Source organism: Serratia sp. 3ACOL1 (assembly GCF_003668775.1).
In the GTDB taxonomy this organism is placed as follows: Bacteria; Pseudomonadota; Gammaproteobacteria; order Enterobacterales; family Enterobacteriaceae; genus Chania; species Chania fonticola.
In genome coordinates, this window is sequence record NZ_CP033055.1 from 1,586,513 (window position 1) to 1,605,998 (window position 19,486).

Here is a 19,486-nt window from a genome sequence, read left to right on the forward strand (position 1 = left end):
CCTCAGCCCTTGGCTACCGCCACCACCTTCAACGGCTGGGCATCCGGCAAGATATTCATATGCTCCAGCACCTGGGCCATAATCTTGCCAAATACCGGCCCCGCCACCGAGCCACCAAAATGTTTGCCTGCCTTGGGGTTATTGACCATCACCACCAGGGCCACCTGCGGATCGCTGGCCGGTGCCACTCCTGCGGTGTAGTTGATATAACCACCATCGTACTTGCCGTTTGGCCCCATCTTCTCAGCAGTACCCGTCTTGATCGCCAAACGATAGCCAGGCACTGCGGCACTGAGGCCGCTCCCCCCAGGCAACGCATCGCTCTCCATCATGTGCACCACGGTTTTTACCACCTCGGCGGAAATGACTTGCTGCCCCATGACCGGCGGAGTGACTTTAGTGATGGAAAGCGGACGATAAACACCGAATGAACCGATGGTGGCATATTCACGCACCATCTGCAGCGGCGTGACGCGTAAACCGTAGCCAAAGGAGAAGGTGGCTCGTTCAATATCGGCCCAGCGCGCGCGGTGAGCGGGAAGATAGCCACTACTTTCGTTACCAATTCCTAGATCGGTTGGCCGCCCAAGGCCAAAACTGCGATAAACGGCAGGCAACACCGTGGCAGGCAGCGCCAACGCAATATGCGAAACCGCAATATCGCTGGATTTTTGCAGCACGCCGGTAATGGTCAGTTTCGACCAATGGCCCACGTCTTTGATCAGATGGCCGTTCACCGTATAAGGCGTAGTATCCAGCACGGTATCTGGCCGGATCAGCTTGTGATCCAATCCCACCATCACTACCACCGGTTTAACCGTCGAGCCAGGTTCAAAGCTGTCGCTGCTGCAGACATTATGTATGTCTTTCACCGGCGTATTGGCGTAGTTGTTGGGGTTGAAAGAGGGATAGCTGGCCATGCCGAGGATCTCACCGGTATTCACCTTCACCAGCACCGCACAGCCGGAGTCGGCCTGGTTGGCGATCACCCCATCGCGGATCTGGGAAAACAGCACGTACTGAATAAATTTGTCAATGCTTAACGTCACGTTCGGTGGCGGCACTGGGTCAACGCTTTTAATCACGCCGATGACCGCACCGCTTCCGTCCTTCTGATAGACACGCAGGCCGTTTTTACCCTGCAACAACGGATTGAAACCCAGCTCAATCCCTTCCAACCCCTGATTATCCTGCCCCACAATGCCAATCAGCCCGGCGGCGTCTTGCCCCATGGGATAGAAACGGCTGAAGTCCTGCTCGGTGCTAACGCCGGTCAGGTGCAGCTTGCTGATATAGGCCGCATTGTCATCCTCCACTTTGCGTGCCAGATAGACAAAGCGCTTACGAGCGTTGGCCTGGATCAGGTGCTGAACATCAGCAAGCGGCATCTTCAGCACGTTGGCCAAACTCTGCCAGCGCTCGGTGCTGGTATCGGTTTGGGTATCGAGGATATGTTTGGGATCCAACACGATATCTTTGGAAGAGACGCTGACCGCCAGCGCCGCATCGTTACGGTCGGTGATCATCGCTCGGTTGGTGGGCACCACCTGGGTACGAATAGAACGCTGGTCAGCCTGATCGGCCAACTGTTGGTGTTCCAGCAACTGTAAATAGCCGACCCGGAACATCAATAGAAAAAAGCAGACCAAGATGCCTGCGCAAATCCAGCCAAAACGCGCCGTCGAGTAGTTTTTACCGTTTTTCTTGGTTGGAGGAGCCACTGTTAAGCCTACGTTTTTAAACTGATTATTTATCCGCTAAGTCTAACCTGAGTCAGATTGCCAGAAGGTTGCAGTTTGTAAGAAAGTAAAAACAAACGCGTTTAATGTTGCTTTAATTTTACAGCCATTAAAAACAGTCACTTAGGTAACATCATTTGACTCAATGGCGATAGTTTGTGAAGCGCAATATTCTGGCATCTACCTTTATTCTGCCCCCCCTGTTCAACCAACAGGAGTTCAGCCGCTATGCGCTGAATTACTTGGTGTTCGGCAATGCGTTCCTAGAACTACGTAAAAATCAACTTGGTGAACCGATATGCCTACAGTGCTCACCAGCTAAATACACCCGCCGGGGAGTGGAACCGGATACCTATTTACCTATTGGTCTGTGCAGGACAGGAAGGAGGCGCACCAATTCGCAGCAGGCAGCATGTTTCATCTGATTGAACCGGATGATGAGTTGCCAAATGAATAAATAACATTAGAGGAAAAAATTTCTTAACCATGGGGATAGCTAAGCCCCGCATTCGCGGGGGCTTAATTGACAATTAAACATATTCATGCTCATGAAAGAACATAGGATCCCCATTATTTTCACCTATCGTTGTTAAAATAGGTTGTAATTCTTCATATGTACATCCAAATTGCCAACATACAAGAATTCTTTTATCGTTTGGATATGCTTTATATGATTGCGTTCTATGTATTGTTGCTGTTCCATCAAAAAGAATAGCCTCACCTTCTTTATATTGATGTACTATTGAAAGCTCATCATAATTATCATAGTCATCACGGTGGGCTGATGTTGTTTCTAAACCGCCAAAGTATGGTTGGAATGGGAAAAGAGGCGTTAAAAGAGTCCCGCTCTCATTAACACCTAACTTTTCATGGTAAAAATCAGAATGCCATCTTCCTGTAGGATAACTACCAACCGTTTCAATAATATTAGCCTGTACCACTCGCATATTGCCGCGATCATTTCCAATGATATCACGACTTAGTGCTAGCTCACAACCATCAAGGACATCACGGAAAATTTTAATTGCCTCTGGCGACTTGGCGAAATACCATCTCATGCTAACTGAATTAAACTCTTCGCTATAATCCTCATGCGCTTTTATGCCAATATCCACTTTAGCTTCCAAAGAGTCTTGCATGATGTCTAAATATAATTTCCTTATAGGCTCTAGGGCATCAAATGAAAAAGCCAGTTTTGTAACGCCATTAGTTAGGAATTCACTTTTTTTTGACATAATTAGTCCTTATTAAAGGCCCTCGATGTTTAAGAGCCTTGTGATAGTTTTATAGATTATGCAAACGCCATATTAAAACGAGCTTCGGAAACCATACGAGCTGGCTTGGTTTCTGCTGCCATGCGGGCTGGCTTGGTTTCCGCAGCCATGCGGGCTGGCTTGGTTTCCGCTGCCATGCGGGCTGGCTTGGTTTCCGCTGCCATGCGGGCTGGCTTGGTTTCCGCTGCCATGCGGGCTGGCTTGGTTTCCGCTGCCATGCGGGCTGGCTTGGTTTCCGCTGCCATGCGGGCTGGCTTGGTTTCCGCTGCCATGCGGGCTGGCTTGGTTTCCGCTGCCATGCGGGCTGGCTTGGTTTCCGCTGCCATGCGAGCTGGCTTGGTTTCCGCTGCCATGCGAGCTGGCTTGGTTTCCGCTGCCATGCGAGCTGGCTTGGTTTCCGCTGCCATGCGAGCTGGCTTGGTTTCCGCTGCCATGCGAGCTGGCTTGGTTTCCGCTGCCATGCGAGCTGGCTTGGTTTCCGCTGCCATGCGGGCTGGCTTGGTTTCCGCTGCCATGCGGGCTGGCTTGGTTTCCGCTGCCATGCGAGCTGGCTTGGTTTCCGCTGCCATACGGGCTGGCTTGGTTTCCGCAGCCATACGAGCTGGCTTGGTTTCTGCTGCTCTACTCACAATGCGATTTGTTTGCATTTGATCTGTCCTTTATGATGAGTATTGATATTAACTAGTGCATTAACACACCTACTGACAACACCTTGAGGTACATAAGGTATTGAATTCACCTGATACTTTTATTTGTTTTTTTTGGTAAACAACTTTTGCAGTAAAATACGTTGACAAAACAATTGAGATAATAGCGAAAACAAACAGAAAATCATGAGAAAAACTATAAATTAATGTGCCTACTGATGGACCTAAAACATAGCCAAAAGCGGATGCACCGAAAAGGAAACCAGCAACGCCACTTTGCTCGTCATGATTTACCGCCAACGATGCTGCTGACTGTATTGATGGAATCATCATTCCAAATCCCATACCTAGCATTCCGGCAGATATGTTAACTATAACAATAGAGCTGTTCGAAAACATTATGCCGCTAAAACCCAAAATGCATGAAACACAACCAGGCAATAAAAGAGACTTCACAGATGGTTTAAATACCTGAATATATCCTAATTGAACAATAACCATAACGATAGCCATTATTGATACTGTAACCCCTGTTTTAGCAACTGTTTCTTTTGGGTCTAAAGAGAATAAATCTTGTATGTAAAATGATATTGTTTGTTGGAATGCGGAAAATGCAATGTATATACATGCTACACCAATGAAAATTGGCAGTACTCTTGCATCAGTTAATTTAATGCTTGTATTGTTCTCTTTCATCATCGAAGGTGTAGACTCACTTGGCACAAGGACAATGAAGCCTAAAACAGTCCCAATACAAGAAATTGCAGCTGCAACATAAATTGGCAGTAGTAATGAAAATGTACCTAATGATGATCCTAATAGTGGACCAACTACAGAGCCAATGCCATATGCTGAAGCAATTAGTGCCATTCCAGCACCTCGATTGGTCCGATTTGTGTTTTCTGCAATATAGGTCATAGCCGAGGGATGAATCCCCGCAGTTAGAGCACCTGTAATGCATCTTATTATTAGCAGGGAAAGAAATGCTCCAGCAACACTAAGATAATGATTTAAACTAAATTTCAGCACGAACGCTAAAAGTAATGTTCCAATGGTATAAAAAATCATTCCTGCTAAATATGAATTCCTGCTACCAAACGCTCCTATCAACTTCCCCCACACACCAGAGCACAAAGTTATGACTAAAGCTGCAATCGTTACAATCAAACCTACATTAAACTCTGTTAGACCAATTTCTCTACTTGCAGGACCAAGGATCGTATAAAGTAGAGTTTGTCCAATACCTACACACACTAAACCTATCACAAGTGTTATGTGGTGTATTAGCCCCGTTTCTTTCTTGCTTTCAGATACATTTATATTAGTTTGGCTCATTAGTTTTGACGTTCTACATGTAGAAGTGAATGTTTAGTTAATGATAAGAAAATGTTAAAAATTATTGTGGTTTGAGATTATATGATTAGCGAAACAATTCAATAGTTTTTTAAACACTCAATAGAAAATGAAATTTACCTCTAAAAAAAAAGTAAAATAAGAATAACTAAAGAATAATAAACCAAAAATCTAACAATAAATGGATTTTAATTTTTAATTTTAGTGATTTTGAAAACTTTAGCCTGATAGTGGTTTTTATCACACTGATATTTATTGATATTTTTTTAAGGCGAACTAATCATTAGGAATGTTTACGCTAATTTTAGTGATTAATCTTATATAAACAGGTCAATGTAAATGGCGTTTTCCCCAAAATGGGCTATACGTTTTTAGGTTTGTTGTATACAAATTACTACTAACAGTTGTTTCTTATGCTCGATACTAGACGTATGGACATAACCTCATTTGTAGTCGTTGGGCGCAATGCTATCCCCGCCTCGCCTGCCCGCTTCATGTGTCGCTTTTCATGCAGTTGCGCGATCCGCGCCAGGCCGAGGCTTCGGGGGCAAAAATCACACCAGATCATCATGCAAATTCATGCACTCAGTGCATGCATGGCCAATCTAGCTAGCCATGAGGTAAGTATTCTGCTGATAGCGTCCCTCCTCAATCACCCTGATGCGTTACCCAGATGTAGTAGTTCGCCTCTGCCGGTGTCATATGGATGCCAAGTGGCGACAATGTGGCAGCATAGATAGGCAAAGCCCGTATTCCCTCCCCCCTTGCCACCTTAACAACCAGTTATAAATAACTTATTGATTTTATTATTGTAGTGAGAAAATCGCTTTTAATGTTGCACATCGTCACTGTCTCCCTGCAACGTCTGGCTACCGTCATTATCCCCCGGCGCTGGCGCATTGGCCGGGTCGAAAATGTGGTCCAGGATTGCCCTGGCCGTCGGCCCTGCAACTACGCCATCCCCACCGCCGTTTTCCAGAATTAGCGCCATCGCCACCCGCGGGTTTTTATACGGCGCAAACAGGGTGTAGAAAATGTGGTCACGCAGGCGTACCGGGATCATTTTGGCATTGTAAGTCTGGTTTTCTTTCAGGCTGAAAACCTGTGAAGTCCCCGATTTGGCCGCTATCTGGTAGGGCGCGGTATGGAACAGCTTATACCCGGTGCCGTTAGGCAGGTTCGCCATGCCATACATACCGTTGCGTACGATCCCCCAATATGGCGATTTGGGCTCGCCAATCTGCACAGCCTGCTCTGGTGGCTGGTAGCGTTCGACTTCCCGGCCCTGTTTCATCGAATACAGCAGATGCGGCGTTTTCACCCTGCCGCTGTTGATCAGCGTGGTCAGCGCTTTCACCATCTGGATCGGCGTAGCGACCCAATACCCCTGGCCAATACCCACCGAGATGGTATCACCTTGGTACCAGCCTTTTTTATGTACTCGCTGCTTCCATTCCCGGCTCGGCAGCACGCCGCGATATTCCTCGTTCAGATCGATCCCCGTCGCCTTGCCATAGCCAAACTGGCTGAGCCACTGATGGATCCGGTCGATCCCCATCTCATAGGCAACCTGATAGAAGAAGGTATCGGCCGACTCCTCGATCGCCTTGGTGACGTTCAGCAGGCCGTGCCCGGTTTTCAACCAGTCGCGATAGCGGCGTTGCGTTCCCGGCAAAGTCCAGGTGGGTGCTCCAAAGAAAGTAGTGGTTGGGGTGATGACACCGGCAAACAGTGCCGATACCGCCATATAAGGTTTTACCGTTGAAGCAGGCGGGTATAACCCCTGCGTCACACGGTTAATCAGAGGTAAATCCGGGTTGCTGAGCAGCGACTTGTAGGCCTGATAGCCAATACCTCTGACGAACGGGTTGGGATCGTAGCTAGGGCTGGAGACCATCGCCAGAATGCCTCCGTCGCGCGGATCGGCGACCACCGCCGCCGCCCGTTGCCCTTTGAGCAAACCTTCGATGTACTGTTGCAGGTGCAGATCGAGCGTCAGATAGATATCTTTGCCCGCCTGGGGCGGTTGTTCCTTCAGCAGGCGAACGATACGCCCGTGGTTATCCACCTCCACTTCCTGATAACCAGTGGTACCGTGTAGCTGTTTCTCGTAATAGGCTTCCAACCCCTGTTTGCCAATATTGTGGTCGGCCGCATAGTTTTGCGCCTGACCCTGCTGCTCGAGCTTTTTGACGTCGTTATCATTAATTCGCGAGACATACCCCACCACGTGCGCCAACTGTGCCCCGTAAGGATATTGCCGCTGCTGGTAGGTCTCGATGGTCACACCGTCAAAGCGATACTGGTTTACCGCAAAACGAGCCACCTCGGTTTCACTAAGCCCGGTCTTGAGGGTAACGGGCTTATAGCGACTATTGTGGTGCATATCATCACGGAAGGCGGCGATGTCATCCGGCGTCAGATCAACAATGGGGGTCAAGTTTTGCAGTAGCGTTGCCATATCGGCAATCTTGCTGGGAGTCACTTCAATCTGATACAGCTGTATATTGCGCACCAGCGGGATGCCGTTGCGATCGAAGATCAGGCCACGATGAGGGGCAATGGGCAGCATCTTGATGTCGTTTTGATTGGAGCGCGTCTGGTAAAACGCATGCTGTTTGATCTGCAACTGATACAGGTTGAAAACCAGCAAGCCAAAACAGGCGACGACCAGCACCATCGCCACGCAGGCACGGCGAATGAACAACGTTTCTTCGGCGGGATGGTCACGGAAAGGATCTTTTAATTGGGCCATGCGTGGGGTCTTACCTGCCTGACTGATTGCTAAAAAGGGTGCGAAAAGCCGGCAAGCATAGCGTTAATAGCCCTGGCGCCACATTAAAAGGTTGCTAATGATTTGGCATAAATGTTTCAACATATTGGAATGTTGCTGTGATTTGTCAGACAGGCCATAACGACTATTGAGACGCCAATTATTCCAATGCTACAATGTGACGCAGATCACACTAACAACCTAAACCACCGTCTATCCAATGCGCATTCTGCCCCAAGGTCTGATACCTGGAGCCGGCTGCGGCATTTGTAGCAAAGGATCACCTCCGATGAGTACCATAGCCACTGGCTTTATTATGATGCGCTGGGAATTGCTGAGCGCAGTGATGATGTTTCTGGCCAGCCAACTGAATGTGGTGTGCCGTAAGGCCAGCCGTAACGGCATGGCGTTTGTGTTCAGCAGCCTGGGGCTGTTCACTAGCTGCTGGTTTGTGATGGGGCTGATGGGCATGTCCTTCAACCTGGCTGGCATTATGCAGTTCTGGGCGTCATTCAAGGACGTTTTCATCGATGTCATGAGCCAAAACCCGACCGCCTTCCCCCTGCCATAACCGTATTTCCTGTCTAGATGGCGCAGTATACTGCGCCCCCTACATTTCGGCACACTCGTCCTTTATAAGCTCCATTGGTAAATGGAAAATATTGTACGTTACGATATTTTTTGTACTGAATGACATCAACTCGCCATTGAGGTCGATATTTCCCTTATGCCAGCTTGTTGTTGTTTCTCCAGATATAGCCCCCTCCAATTAATATCACCAACGGCGACAGGCTTGCTGGCAATGACTTATTGAGATGAATACCTTTTCGCTTCAGCAGGCTAATGGATTTTCTATATATACTGTACTCCACAATGTGATCGCTGCGGTAATCAACGTACGTCCGCTGCTGCGGTAAGATTAATCTTTTATCTCGTGAGACAACTTTCTTCTCACACCCCATTAATTTTCATGAAAAGTCATCGATACTTTCATTGAAAATGAATGCTCTCTCCATGAGTAATCATCACCATGGCTTAGGAAAAAACTTAAGAATTATACCCGAGAATATTCTAATAAATATTCACATGATGAATGCGCATACAATAAACATTAGAAAAGACAATTGGTAACCTTCATTTACTATATTTAAAATTGTAGAGTCACAAAGCATCATCACAATAAAATTCATCGATCAACACTCAAAGTAACTGTTGACATTAAAATTATACAATAAAATCAATGGTAAATTATTTTAAAACCCTCTATTAACCACCATGATTGATGTTTGCATTTGTATTGCTAAAGTTTTAAACTAAAAACATCAAGAGAAATGATAAGAAAGGTTAATATTACCTCATTAGGAATGACGCTGCCTATTCATCTGATTTAAATAGGCATACGATTCAACTTAATTCAATGAATGCCTCCGGTTATTTATTATCCAGGAACGTGATTTTTTCTTTTATTTATAGGGGGAATATTAGGCCGAACTGTCAGTCACCTAACCATTTTTAATTAAATGCCGGGGTCGCATTTGCATTTTATGCACAATGAATATTTTCTTGGCTTAGTGTTTACCAATACCTACATGTAAGTATTGACTTCAAAAAGAGGAAGGAACCAATGGAGTTGATTTTGATCTCGCCGTATACCAGAATGTTCTGGAATGAGTATGTTCTTAAGCCTCAATCATCTGAGTACAATCTAGTAGTGGATCAGTCAATTGAAGGGCCGCTTGATATTAACAGGTTGCGATCTGCTGTAGAAGGACTGGTACGCGACAACGTTTTATTTCAGCATGTTTTAAGTGATAAAAATGAGCAACTTCAGTGGGTCAAGTATGAAAAGGAAATAACGCTTGAAATACATGATGCCTCATGCGATATAGCCACTTTGGTCAACACTCCTTTTAACCTCATGGAAGGGCCTCTTTGTCGTTTTTATTTAATTGAACTGGGCTCACAGCGCTACAATTTCATCGGTATACTACACCATATACTGATCGACGGCTTATCTGGTCAAGAGTTTTACGACACTTTATCCCGCTACTATAATCAAGGGCCGCTGGTATCGCCAAATGCCCATACCCCGATACACCTGCAACAACTCTATCAACAGTATGCAACTGATGTATCACGATTGAAACATGAGCTCAACTCTCCGTCTTTTTGGAGAGAGTTATTGGCGGACTGCCCTCCTCGTATCGACCTACCCTACATTCATGGTCAATCAAATACATCTTGTACATCAGGTGAAGTAAGATTCAGCTTGCCGCTTGACGAATGGAATAATCTGAAAGCCGGGGTGAAGCATGCAAATCCATTCTTGATTTTCAAGACGTTATGGGCACTATTAATTGCCCGTCAGTCTGAACAGAAAAGGGTATATATTGGTTATCCCGTTGCTGCTGAAGGAGGAGATGAACTCTATTATGGTGCCCAGGTAAACACAGCCGTCTTCCCACTCCGGCTGTCACCACAGGACACTTTTGCCAGCCAGTATCTGGCTACTCTTGACTACACCAAAGCGCTTAAAGCTTCAGGGAAGTTGCGACACACTAAGCTGCCCATCGACGAGATATTAACTCAGAGCCAGATCAAGCAGTTAAACGTTAATTTTACTCAAGCCTACCTCAAAGACTCACCGCTAAACTTCAAAGGCTGCCGGATGAGTGTCAATCACCGTTTTAATATTGACTTGGCGGGTTCTGAGCTGTTGCTGGAGTATCAGCAATCAGAGAAGACATTTGATTTCAGGCTGAGATATAGACCAGATTTGTTCGATGAAACTCAAATGCATGAAATGGCGGAACAATATCTTTATTTGTTACGCTCAACATTGAATGAACCCAAGCGACCAATTTCTACCTTCTCACATCTGACACCCCAGCAAGAACTAAGCCTGTGGGATCGATTCAACAGTCATGACGTTCCGCCTTCAGGCTCCCAAAACACATTGCTCAGCGGGTTTGAGAAAACCGCCAATATTTATCCGGAACGTATTGCTCTCAAAAATGACAGTGAACAAATCAGCTATGGTGAACTTGAGCATCGCAGTACTCGATTGGCTCAGCAACTACGTATGGAATACCGGCGCATTTGCGGTCAGGAAATGCCCGCCGATACCCTGATCCCGCTCTATTTACACCGGGGTATGGATGCCGTGGTTGCCATACTGGCCATTATGAAGGCAGGGGCAGCCTATGTTCCGTTGGATCCTAACGCCCCCGCGCAACGACTGGCCTATATTTTACAGGACGTAAATAGTCCGTTAGTACTGACTCAGGGAGCGCTGCAGGATAACATTTTGCAAAATTCACCCGACAGTCACTGTCTGCTGATTGATAGGCCAGAGCCGACTCCTTTTGCTGAGAATATTGCGTTGCCGGATCTTGATAACCGGCAGTTGGCTTATGTGATTTATACATCCGGTACCACAGGGCGGCCCAAAGGGGTGCTGTGTGAACACCGTGGTGTCGCCAATATGATCCTGCGTCATACTCAGCGAATACTTGCTGGCGATCGTAATATTCTGAACTGTCTACAATTTTCCTCATTAGCCTTTGATGCGCACGTGTTCGAGGTCTTTATAGCGCTAGGTAATGGACACTGTCTGTGTATCGCCAATGAAAATCAGCGTCTGGACCTGGCATCACTTATCGAGCAAATGGCTGCATGGCAGATCAACTTCTGTTTCCTCCCTCCCGCACTGCTCAGTACCAAGCCGGTATTTCCAGCCTCGCTGTACTATCTGGGCGTAGGCGGCGAAGCCACTTCACAGGACGTGCTTGATCACTATCTGGCAAGTGGTTTACGGGTTTCCAATCTGTATGGCCCTACTGAGGCATCGGTCAGCGCCAGTATCAACCTGTATCGAAACAATGGTGCACGTAATATTGGCAAGGCGATCGCTAATATGCAGTGTTACGTGATGGATGAACATTTCAACCTGTTGCCATTGGGCGTGGAAGGAGAGCTTTATCTTTCAGGTATTGGCCTGGCTCGCGGTTATCTGGGGCAGCCTGAGCTGACTGCCAGCGCGTTTATTGATAACCCGTTTAACCATTCTGCAGAATATGGTCGTGTTTATCGTACTGGAGATCGGGTGCGCCGATTAGCCGATGGCAGCCTGGAATACTGTGGCCGTAAAGATCAACAGGTGAAAATCCACGGTTATCGCATTGAGTTGGGCGAAATCGAATCGGTTATGCGCGATCTGTCAGGCATAACAGAAGCAGTGGTCGTTGCGCGTAAACATCCATCACCGCAACTCTTGGCCTGGTATGTGTTGGCTCCGGGCTGCGACCTGACGCCTAAAGAGATCGGCCAGCAGCTTGATGCTCAATTGCCACATTATATGGTACCTGGCGCGATGATGGCGATACCGTCGATCCCGCTCACGGTAAGTCAAAAGGTAGATTATCGCGCATTACCCGAGCCCAAGCTCATTGAGCAGAATACGCCTTTCCGGGCACCAACCAATCCGTTAGAGAGCCAATTATTAGTTCTAGTGAATGGCTTACTAAACAGCAATGCGGGCATAGATGACCACTTTTACCGCTTGGGCGGTAACTCTATTTTGGCGATTAAACTCTGCCATGAAATCAATAAGCAACTTGGTGTCAAAGTCTCAGCGCTGATACTGAACCAGCACCCGACGATCGCCGCGCTCAGCCACTATATTGCTCAACAAGAGCATGACATGTGCGACAACGTGATCCTGGCGACAGGATGCCAAACCGCGCCGCTGTCTTTCCAGCAGTCCCGCCTGTGGTTTATGGAGCAACTGTCAACGGGGGCCACGCATTACTTGTCGCCGATCCTGCTGCAGCTCGCTGCCGAAGTGGATTGTGGTGCCTTTATTAAAAGCCTGCAGGCGATAGTGGCTCGTCATCAGGTATTGCGCAGCCTGATACAACAGGATCAGAGAGGGGAAGCCTGTCAAATTGTCACTGACCGGGTACTGCCCGTACCGATCCACGTTGTGACGGCTGATAAATTCTCTTTTTACCTGCAAAAGGAATTAAATCAACCTATTGATTTAACATGTGAAATTCCACTGCGCGCCGCAATCTATCAGTATCAGGATGAAACGGGGAAAACTCACACAGCAAGCCTGTTGGTATTCCACCACATCGCCTTTGACGGTTGGTCGATGGATGTGCTGATGAAGGAGCTTGCTGAGTTTTACACTCACTTCCTACTGCGCACAGAACAGCAACCGGCAGAACTTGCCCTGCAGTATATCGATTATGCCCTCTGGCAGCATCAACAGGGAGAAGAAGCGGGCAAAGCGGATGACTTGGCATTTTGGCACCAGGCATTAGCGGATTGTCAGCAATTGGACATTCCACCCGACTATGTCCGCCCTGCCACGTTTGATACCCGTGGAGATAACTGCGATGTCATGCTGCCAGCACACTTGGTTGCATCACTCGGCCTGCTGGCCCGCGAAGAGGGAGTCAGTTTGCATGCCGTCATGTTGAGCGCATTCACATTGCTGTTGGCTCGTTTCACCGGCCAGGATGATGTCATGGTTGGGACGCCTCTGGCGAATCGTGGCCAGCCTGAACTGGAAGATTTGATCGGTTTCTTTGTTAACACCTTACCGCTGCGCAATCGTGTGGATAACGAGATTTCGGTCTCTGCATTTATCCAGCAGGTAGCCACCAACACGTTGCAAGTACAGCTGCATCAGAGTCTCTCGCTGGAACAACTGGTTGACAGTCTGGCACTGCAACGTGATTTTTCGCGCCATCCGCTGTTTCAGGTGATGTTTGCGCTGGAGGAAGGCGTCAAGAGCACTGATGACTCGTCCTGTTTCTGCGTGGTGGATCTGAGCGGCTATGAGCAAACGGCTAAATTTGATTTAACACTGACCCTGATGCCAAGTGAAAATCAGATGTGCGCACGATTCAACTTTGCCACCGCATTGTTTAAAAAATCATCAACCAGTCAACTGGCCAACTACTTTGTTTCTATTCTGCAGCAGATGGTGGAAAAACGTCATCATCAACTAAAAGACATCAGTCTTTCCTATCAAGTAGATAGACAGCAGCTAATCTCTTCCCGCCTTGAACAGCAGTTTGAGTATTCATTCGAGCGTACGTTGCATCATGACTTTATGCTGAATGCCAGGCAACATCCGCATGCCGTAGCCGTCATCGATCAATGGGGGGAAATGACCTACGGTGAGCTGTACCTTACAGCGCTAACTCTCGCGACCCAATTGCGTCTGCAAGGGGAAATACAGGGGGGAGCCATCGGTATACTGGCGGACAAGGGGCGTCAGCAGCCTATTGCTATTTTGGCGGCTCTGATGTGTGGTAAAGCCTTTTTACCCATGGATAAAAGCTGGCCACGGCAACGACGCCTGGGCGTGATGGCACAGGCGGGCATCAATACCCTGCTGAGCAATGAAGCCTGGGAAACGCCAGAGATTAACGTTGTAGCGCTCGATAGCGCTGGCTTGGCACCAAGGCTACCTAAGCCTGAACAGCTTTTATCCCCGGTTGATGTGGATGCGGATAGTCTGGCCTATATCATCTTCACCTCTGGTTCCACTGGCATGCCGAAGGGGGTAGCGATCGAACACCGCAGCGTCGTCAACATGATTGAAGGGACGAATCGTTACTTTTCCGTTGATAGAAACGATCGCAGTATCGCGCTTAGCGTGCTGAGTTTTGACCTCGCCATTTATGACATTTTTAGTGTGCTTTCAGCAGGTGGCGCGGTCGTTATGCCCACCGAGTGCGATCGAAGCAATCCAGAAGCCTGGTACCGGTTGATAATCACCCATCGCGTTACCCTTTGGCTTAGCGCTCCGGCGTTGATGGAGCTGTTGTTGGACTACGTCAACAATATCGGTGTGGTCTCTGGACCCGTGCCAGCATTACGTGCCGTGATGGTCGGAGGAGATTGGATTGCTACCTCGCTACCAGAGCGTTGCCGCCAATGGGCGCCGAACAGTCGATTCTGCAGTGCAGGTGGCGCCACAGAATCTGCTATTTTCTCGATCCTTTATGAAGTGCCGCATGAGCCAGTGCTTTCAGTCAGTATCCCTTATGGCAAGCCGCTGCCACATCAGCGTTTCTATATTTTGGATACCTGGTTACGCCCAGTTTCTGAGGGGGTGAAAGGCGAAATCTACATCGCGGGTGAAGGGTTGGCGCGCGGTTATTACGGCGATAAAGAGAGAACCGCAAATAGTTTCTTCTGGCACGAGCAATTGCAGGAACGGGTTTATCGCACAGGTGATGCTGGCCGTTTCCTGAGTGACGGAAATATTGAATTTATGGGGCGAATTGATCAACAGGTCAAAATCAACGGTTACCGCATCGAGTTGGGTGAAATTGAAAATATTGCATTGTCATATCCAACTCTGACGGCCTGCTGCGTGATACTGCTCAAGCACCCTCAACCCTATCTGGCTGTTTATTGGGTTGCCAGCGAGCCGGTGGACGTCTCTGCATTGCGCCAATACCTGCGCAGCCAGTTGCCACCATACATGATGCCCAAAGCGTTTGTTCAGCTCGATAGTATGCCGCTGACGGAGAACGGTAAAATTGCCAGGAAGGCGTTACCAGAACCGCAGTATGAGCAACGCGATTTTGTCTCGGCTGAAAGTGGTTGGGAAAGTGAGTGCTGCGAGGTTTGGAGCGGGTTGTTAAATCTCCAACGTGTCAGCGTAGAAGATAACTTTTTCTCGCTGGGAGGAAACTCGATCCTGGCGATCCAGGCCTGTTATCAAATCAGTCGCCGACTGCAACGTGATGTCACCCTGAGCGAATTGGGACAACATCCGACGATCAGGGAGCTTTGCCAATACCTGAATAACAAGCCTGATCAGGAAAAACCCCTGTCCATACCTGCATTGCACCGTGATACCTATCCGTTATCCTCCTCACAGATGCAACTCTGGTTTATCGAAAATATGAATGGCGGCAGTAACCTTTACCACATACCGATGTTGTTCCGCCTCAGTGAAGCGATTGACCAGATGGCATACTGTCAGAGTCTACAGACTATCGTTGCCCGTCATCACGTATTGCGTAGCACTATTTGCCAGCAACAGGCTTTAACGGCCGCCTCACAGTTATCGGATGATGAACTCCAGGTGGCATGTTTGACATTGAATGAGGACAATTGGCAGCGACAGTTGCTGCAAGATATCGACCGGCCATTCCGGCTTGAGGAAGAAATTCCGATTAGGGCCAGCATTTATCAGGTCCACCGGCAAGATAACTCCACAGAGCGTTACAGCCTGATTGTGGTGCATCACCTGGCTTTCGATGGCTGGTCACAGAACCTGTTCCTGCAAGAATTGCGGACCTTGTATGAGGCCTATCTAACCGGGCGGCAACTGGCGTTGCCTGAAATGACCTTGCAGTATGGTGATTATGCCTGCTGGCAGCAGACGTATCTGGGATCTGAAAAGGTCGAGCGGTTGAAAACTTTCTGGCTACAGCAACTTCAGGATTGGCAAGTGCTGGAAATGCCGCTTGATTATGTGCGCCCCACTCTGTTCGATCATCGAGGCGCCAATCACCGCGTTATATTGCCCGCTACCCTGGCAGCGCAGGTGGAACGCTTTGTGCAGCATAAAGGGGTGACTCCTTTTGCCCTTTTCCTGTCGGCATTCAATCTATTGCTAAGTTGCTTTAGTGGTCAGCAGGATATCCTGGTGGGGACACCGGTTGCCAACCGACCAACGGCGGAGACCCGCTCGGTGATCGGCTTCTTTGTCAACACGCTACCGTTACGTACACAAATCGATGACAGCATGCTGTTGTCTGACTATGTGCATGAAGTCTTTAACATTTCACTGGAAGCACAGAAATACCAAAGCCTGCCGCTGGAACAGCTGATTGATATACTCCAGGTGCAGCGCGACCTCTCTCGTCATCCGTTATTCCAGGTGCTATTTGTGCTGGAGGATCCCACGCAAAATCCGCAGCAGCTAGATTGGCTGATACCACAAAACCTGATGGAACAGTATCAAGCGGCCAAGTTTGATCTGACACTGAGTATTCAAAAAGATGGCGAATGTACCCAGGCCGTATTCAACTACGCCACGGCACTGTTTTCACCGGAAACTATGGCCTGCCTGTCACAGTATTATTTGACGATCCTTGAACAGATCGTTGGGCAGAGTAACCTGCGAATTAATCAACTGGCGCTGGTCTCCACAACAGAGGTAACCCACCAGCGTGAAGCCTGGCAAGGCTGTTCGCCAGCTTATGATTTTGAACGTGCGATCCATCATGATTTTATCCAGCAAGCACTGCAGCAATCCCAGGCAGTAGCAATTATCGACAGCTTGGGAGAGCTGAGTTATGGCGAGCTCTATCAGGCCGCATTGACTCTGTCGTTACAGCTACGTCAGAACATGGATATGAATACCGAAACCATTGCGGTGATGGTCGACAAAGGAAGAGCACAGATTATCGCGGTGCTGGCGATCGTCATGGCAGGTAAGGCTTACCTGCCGCTAGATGGTTCCTGGCCAGAGCGTAGACGGCTGGAGATTATCGCTCAATCACAAACCCGAGTGATCCTCAGCAGCGAGCCCTGGCACAACGTCGAGCAGGCAAGGCTATTGCTGATTGATATCCATGGCGTGGTGGCAGAGTTGCCCCCGGCACAGCCAGGGGAGCCGGTATTCTCCGCGCCTCATGAGCTGGCCTATGTCATCTTTACTTCGGGCTCGACCGGCATTCCTAAAGGGGTAGCTATTGAACATCGTGGTGCGGTAAACAGCATCATCGATACCGTCCGCCAACTTGGCCTTGACCGGCGAGATCGTGGGTTGGCGCTCAGTGCGCTGAGTTTTGATATCTCGGTGTTCGATATTTTTGGCATTCTATCGGTAGGCGGGACCATGGTGATGCCGTCGGAGTCAGAACGTTATCGCCCCGATTCCTGGCACCAATTGATGGTTAATCATGGGGTGACGTTCTGGAACTCTGCACCTTCGGTGATGACATTACTGGTTGAATATCTGGAGTCCGAGCAGGTTGGGGAGAAAGGCTGGCCGATGTTGCGTACCGCAGTGCTGGTTGGGGAAGTCATATCCAAACAGCTACCGACACGTATCCGGCAATGGAGCAGTGATTGTCGAGTGGTCAGTGCCGGTGGTGCAACGGAAAGCTCTATCTGGTCGATCCTCTATGATATTCCGGATACACCCATTCTTAGCCCCAGCGTACCCTACGGTAAGGCTATGGAACATCAGCGTTTTTACGTGCTGGATCGTCACATGCGCGTGCTTCCACCCTGCCTGCCGGGTGAGCAGTATATTGGTGGTGCGGGGGTTGCTCGAGGCTATTTCCGCAATGAATCGATTACCCAGGAGAGATTTATCTACCATCCTGAACTGGGCGAGAAGCTGTATCGCACCGGAGATGCCGGACGCTACCTGCCAGATGGAAATCTTGAATTTATGGGGCGTATGGATTTTCAAGTCAAGATTAATGGTTATCGCATAGAACTGGGGGAAGTTGAGAATAGTGCTCTGGCGTTTGGCCTCATCAAATCGTGCTGCGCGATCGTATGGAAAGATCATGATCAGGAGCGATTAGCCCTCTACTACGTTTGTGATGAACCGCTTATTGAAGCTGAACTGCTGGAGTTCCTCAGCCAGCGTTTGCCACTTTATATGATCCCGACGGCGTTAATCGCACTAGAGGCTCTACCGTATAACTCAAGCGGTAAGCTGGATCGCAAAGCGCTGCCTGCTCCGCAGAAAAGTGAACAGAGCGGCTATGTTGCTCCGGGTAATGAACTCGAACAACAGCTTTGCTCGTTGTGGCAAAAGTCCCTGAAACGCGATCGGGTAGGCATGACAGACGACTTCTTCAGTTTGGGGGGAACGTCGATTATCGCGATCTCGGTATGCATAAAACTGTCTGAATTGCTGAAAACGACCATACCTGTTGTCAGGCTGTTTCAGTGCCGTACGCTGAAAAACCTTCTTGCCGCTCATAAGGTAAGTTTGGTGACACCTCTAACGTCGACGGTTAGTGGCCTGCCTGCTTTGTGGATGATCCACCCTGCTCTGGTTGGTGCAGAAGTATTCCATCCCTTCGCACAACATTTGCAGGATCGAATGAATAGCTTTGGCGTTGATAATTATAATCTTTATCACCGCCCGGTTATTTCGTCTCTGACAGTATTGGCCGATCTTTATCTGGAGGAAATGATCGCAAACGGCTTACTTGCGGGGCCGATACAGATATTGGGGTGGTCGTTGGGAGGACTCATCGCTCTGGAAATTGCGGCCAGATTGGAAGCTCGTGGTATTGAGGATGTGTCGCTCTATCTGCTTGATAGTTTTTATCAGCAGACGGCGAAGGAAGTTTCGCTTGCCACTCTGCTGCCCGCGATGGGGATTACCGGAGAGGCCGCCGAGCGTGCTCTGGCGGTGGCAGAAGTAGAGGATCAGCTTTCATGCGCGAAACTCAGCCGCAAACTGCAAACTACCCAGGTCACGCTGTTTAAAGCGATGTTGGCAAACCCTGCTTTACCGGAGGAAGCGATGAAGCCGTTGATTGCCGTCCCTGACAACGGTCTGAAAGCAGCCTGCGAACATCTGAAGGTGATCCCGCTGGGCTGCCATCATCATAATATTCTGGAATGTGGTGATGACATCCGTAAAGTGATCGGCTCTTCTCGAGGTTAAATATAGCCAAGGGCAGCGGA

General features: G+C 48.6%; 7 protein-coding genes and 2 pseudogenes. 3 read left to right on the plus strand and 6 right to left on the minus strand.

All coding sequences use genetic code 11. The features are described 5' to 3' along the window. Positions 1–2: 2 nt before the first annotated feature. A complete protein-coding gene (locus D9980_RS07335; RefSeq protein ID WP_121606897.1) occupies positions 3–1,721 on the minus strand; it encodes a penicillin-binding transpeptidase domain-containing protein in 1,719 nt (572 codons plus the stop codon). Positions 1,722–1,894: 173 nt separating this feature from the next. On the opposite strand from D9980_RS07335, the pseudogene D9980_RS26955 reads away from it, so the two are divergent. Beyond that, positions 1,895–2,175, plus strand: a pseudogene (locus tag D9980_RS26955) (Presumed portal vertex protein); the annotation flags it as partial. A 94-nt stretch (positions 2,176–2,269) separates the two neighbouring features. Here the strand turns inward: D9980_RS26955 and D9980_RS07345 are convergent. From D9980_RS07345 to mrdA, 4 genes are all read right to left on the minus strand, one after another. After that, on the minus strand, positions 2,270–2,974 hold the full coding sequence (locus D9980_RS07345) for a hypothetical protein (protein ID WP_121606898.1): 705 nt from the start codon (positions 2,972–2,974) through the stop codon (positions 2,270–2,272). Positions 2,975–3,030: 56 nt separating this feature from the next. Then, complete coding sequence (locus D9980_RS07350) at positions 3,031–3,660, minus strand: hypothetical protein (RefSeq protein WP_121606899.1); 630 nt, start codon at positions 3,658–3,660, stop codon at positions 3,031–3,033. 51 nt (positions 3,661–3,711) lie between these two features. After that, on the minus strand, positions 3,712–4,995 hold the full coding sequence (locus D9980_RS07355) for an MFS transporter (protein ID WP_121606900.1): 1,284 nt from the start codon (positions 4,993–4,995) through the stop codon (positions 3,712–3,714). Positions 4,996–5,842: 847 nt separating this feature from the next. Next, on the minus strand, positions 5,843–7,768 hold the full coding sequence (mrdA, locus tag D9980_RS07360) for a penicillin-binding protein 2 (RefSeq protein ID WP_121606901.1): 1,926 nt from the start codon (positions 7,766–7,768) through the stop codon (positions 5,843–5,845). 307 nt (positions 7,769–8,075) lie between these two features. Between mrdA and D9980_RS07365 the strand changes: the two genes are divergently transcribed. After that, positions 8,076–8,357: a YjcB family protein gene (locus D9980_RS07365; protein WP_024487094.1), complete on the plus strand. Its 282-nt coding sequence runs from the start codon at positions 8,076–8,078 to the stop codon at positions 8,355–8,357. Positions 8,358–8,511: 154 nt separating this feature from the next. On the opposite strand, the pseudogene D9980_RS26960 reads toward D9980_RS07365, so the two are convergent. Beyond that, positions 8,512–8,705 (minus strand): annotated as a pseudogene (locus D9980_RS26960) (Tn3 family transposase); the annotation flags it as partial. Between the two features lie 705 nt (positions 8,706–9,410). Between D9980_RS26960 and D9980_RS07375 the strand changes: the two are divergent. Further along, positions 9,411–19,466, plus strand: a complete 10,056-nt coding sequence (locus D9980_RS07375) for a non-ribosomal peptide synthetase (RefSeq protein ID WP_121606902.1) — start codon at positions 9,411–9,413, stop codon at positions 19,464–19,466. The last annotated feature ends 20 nt before the right edge of the window (positions 19,467–19,486 follow it).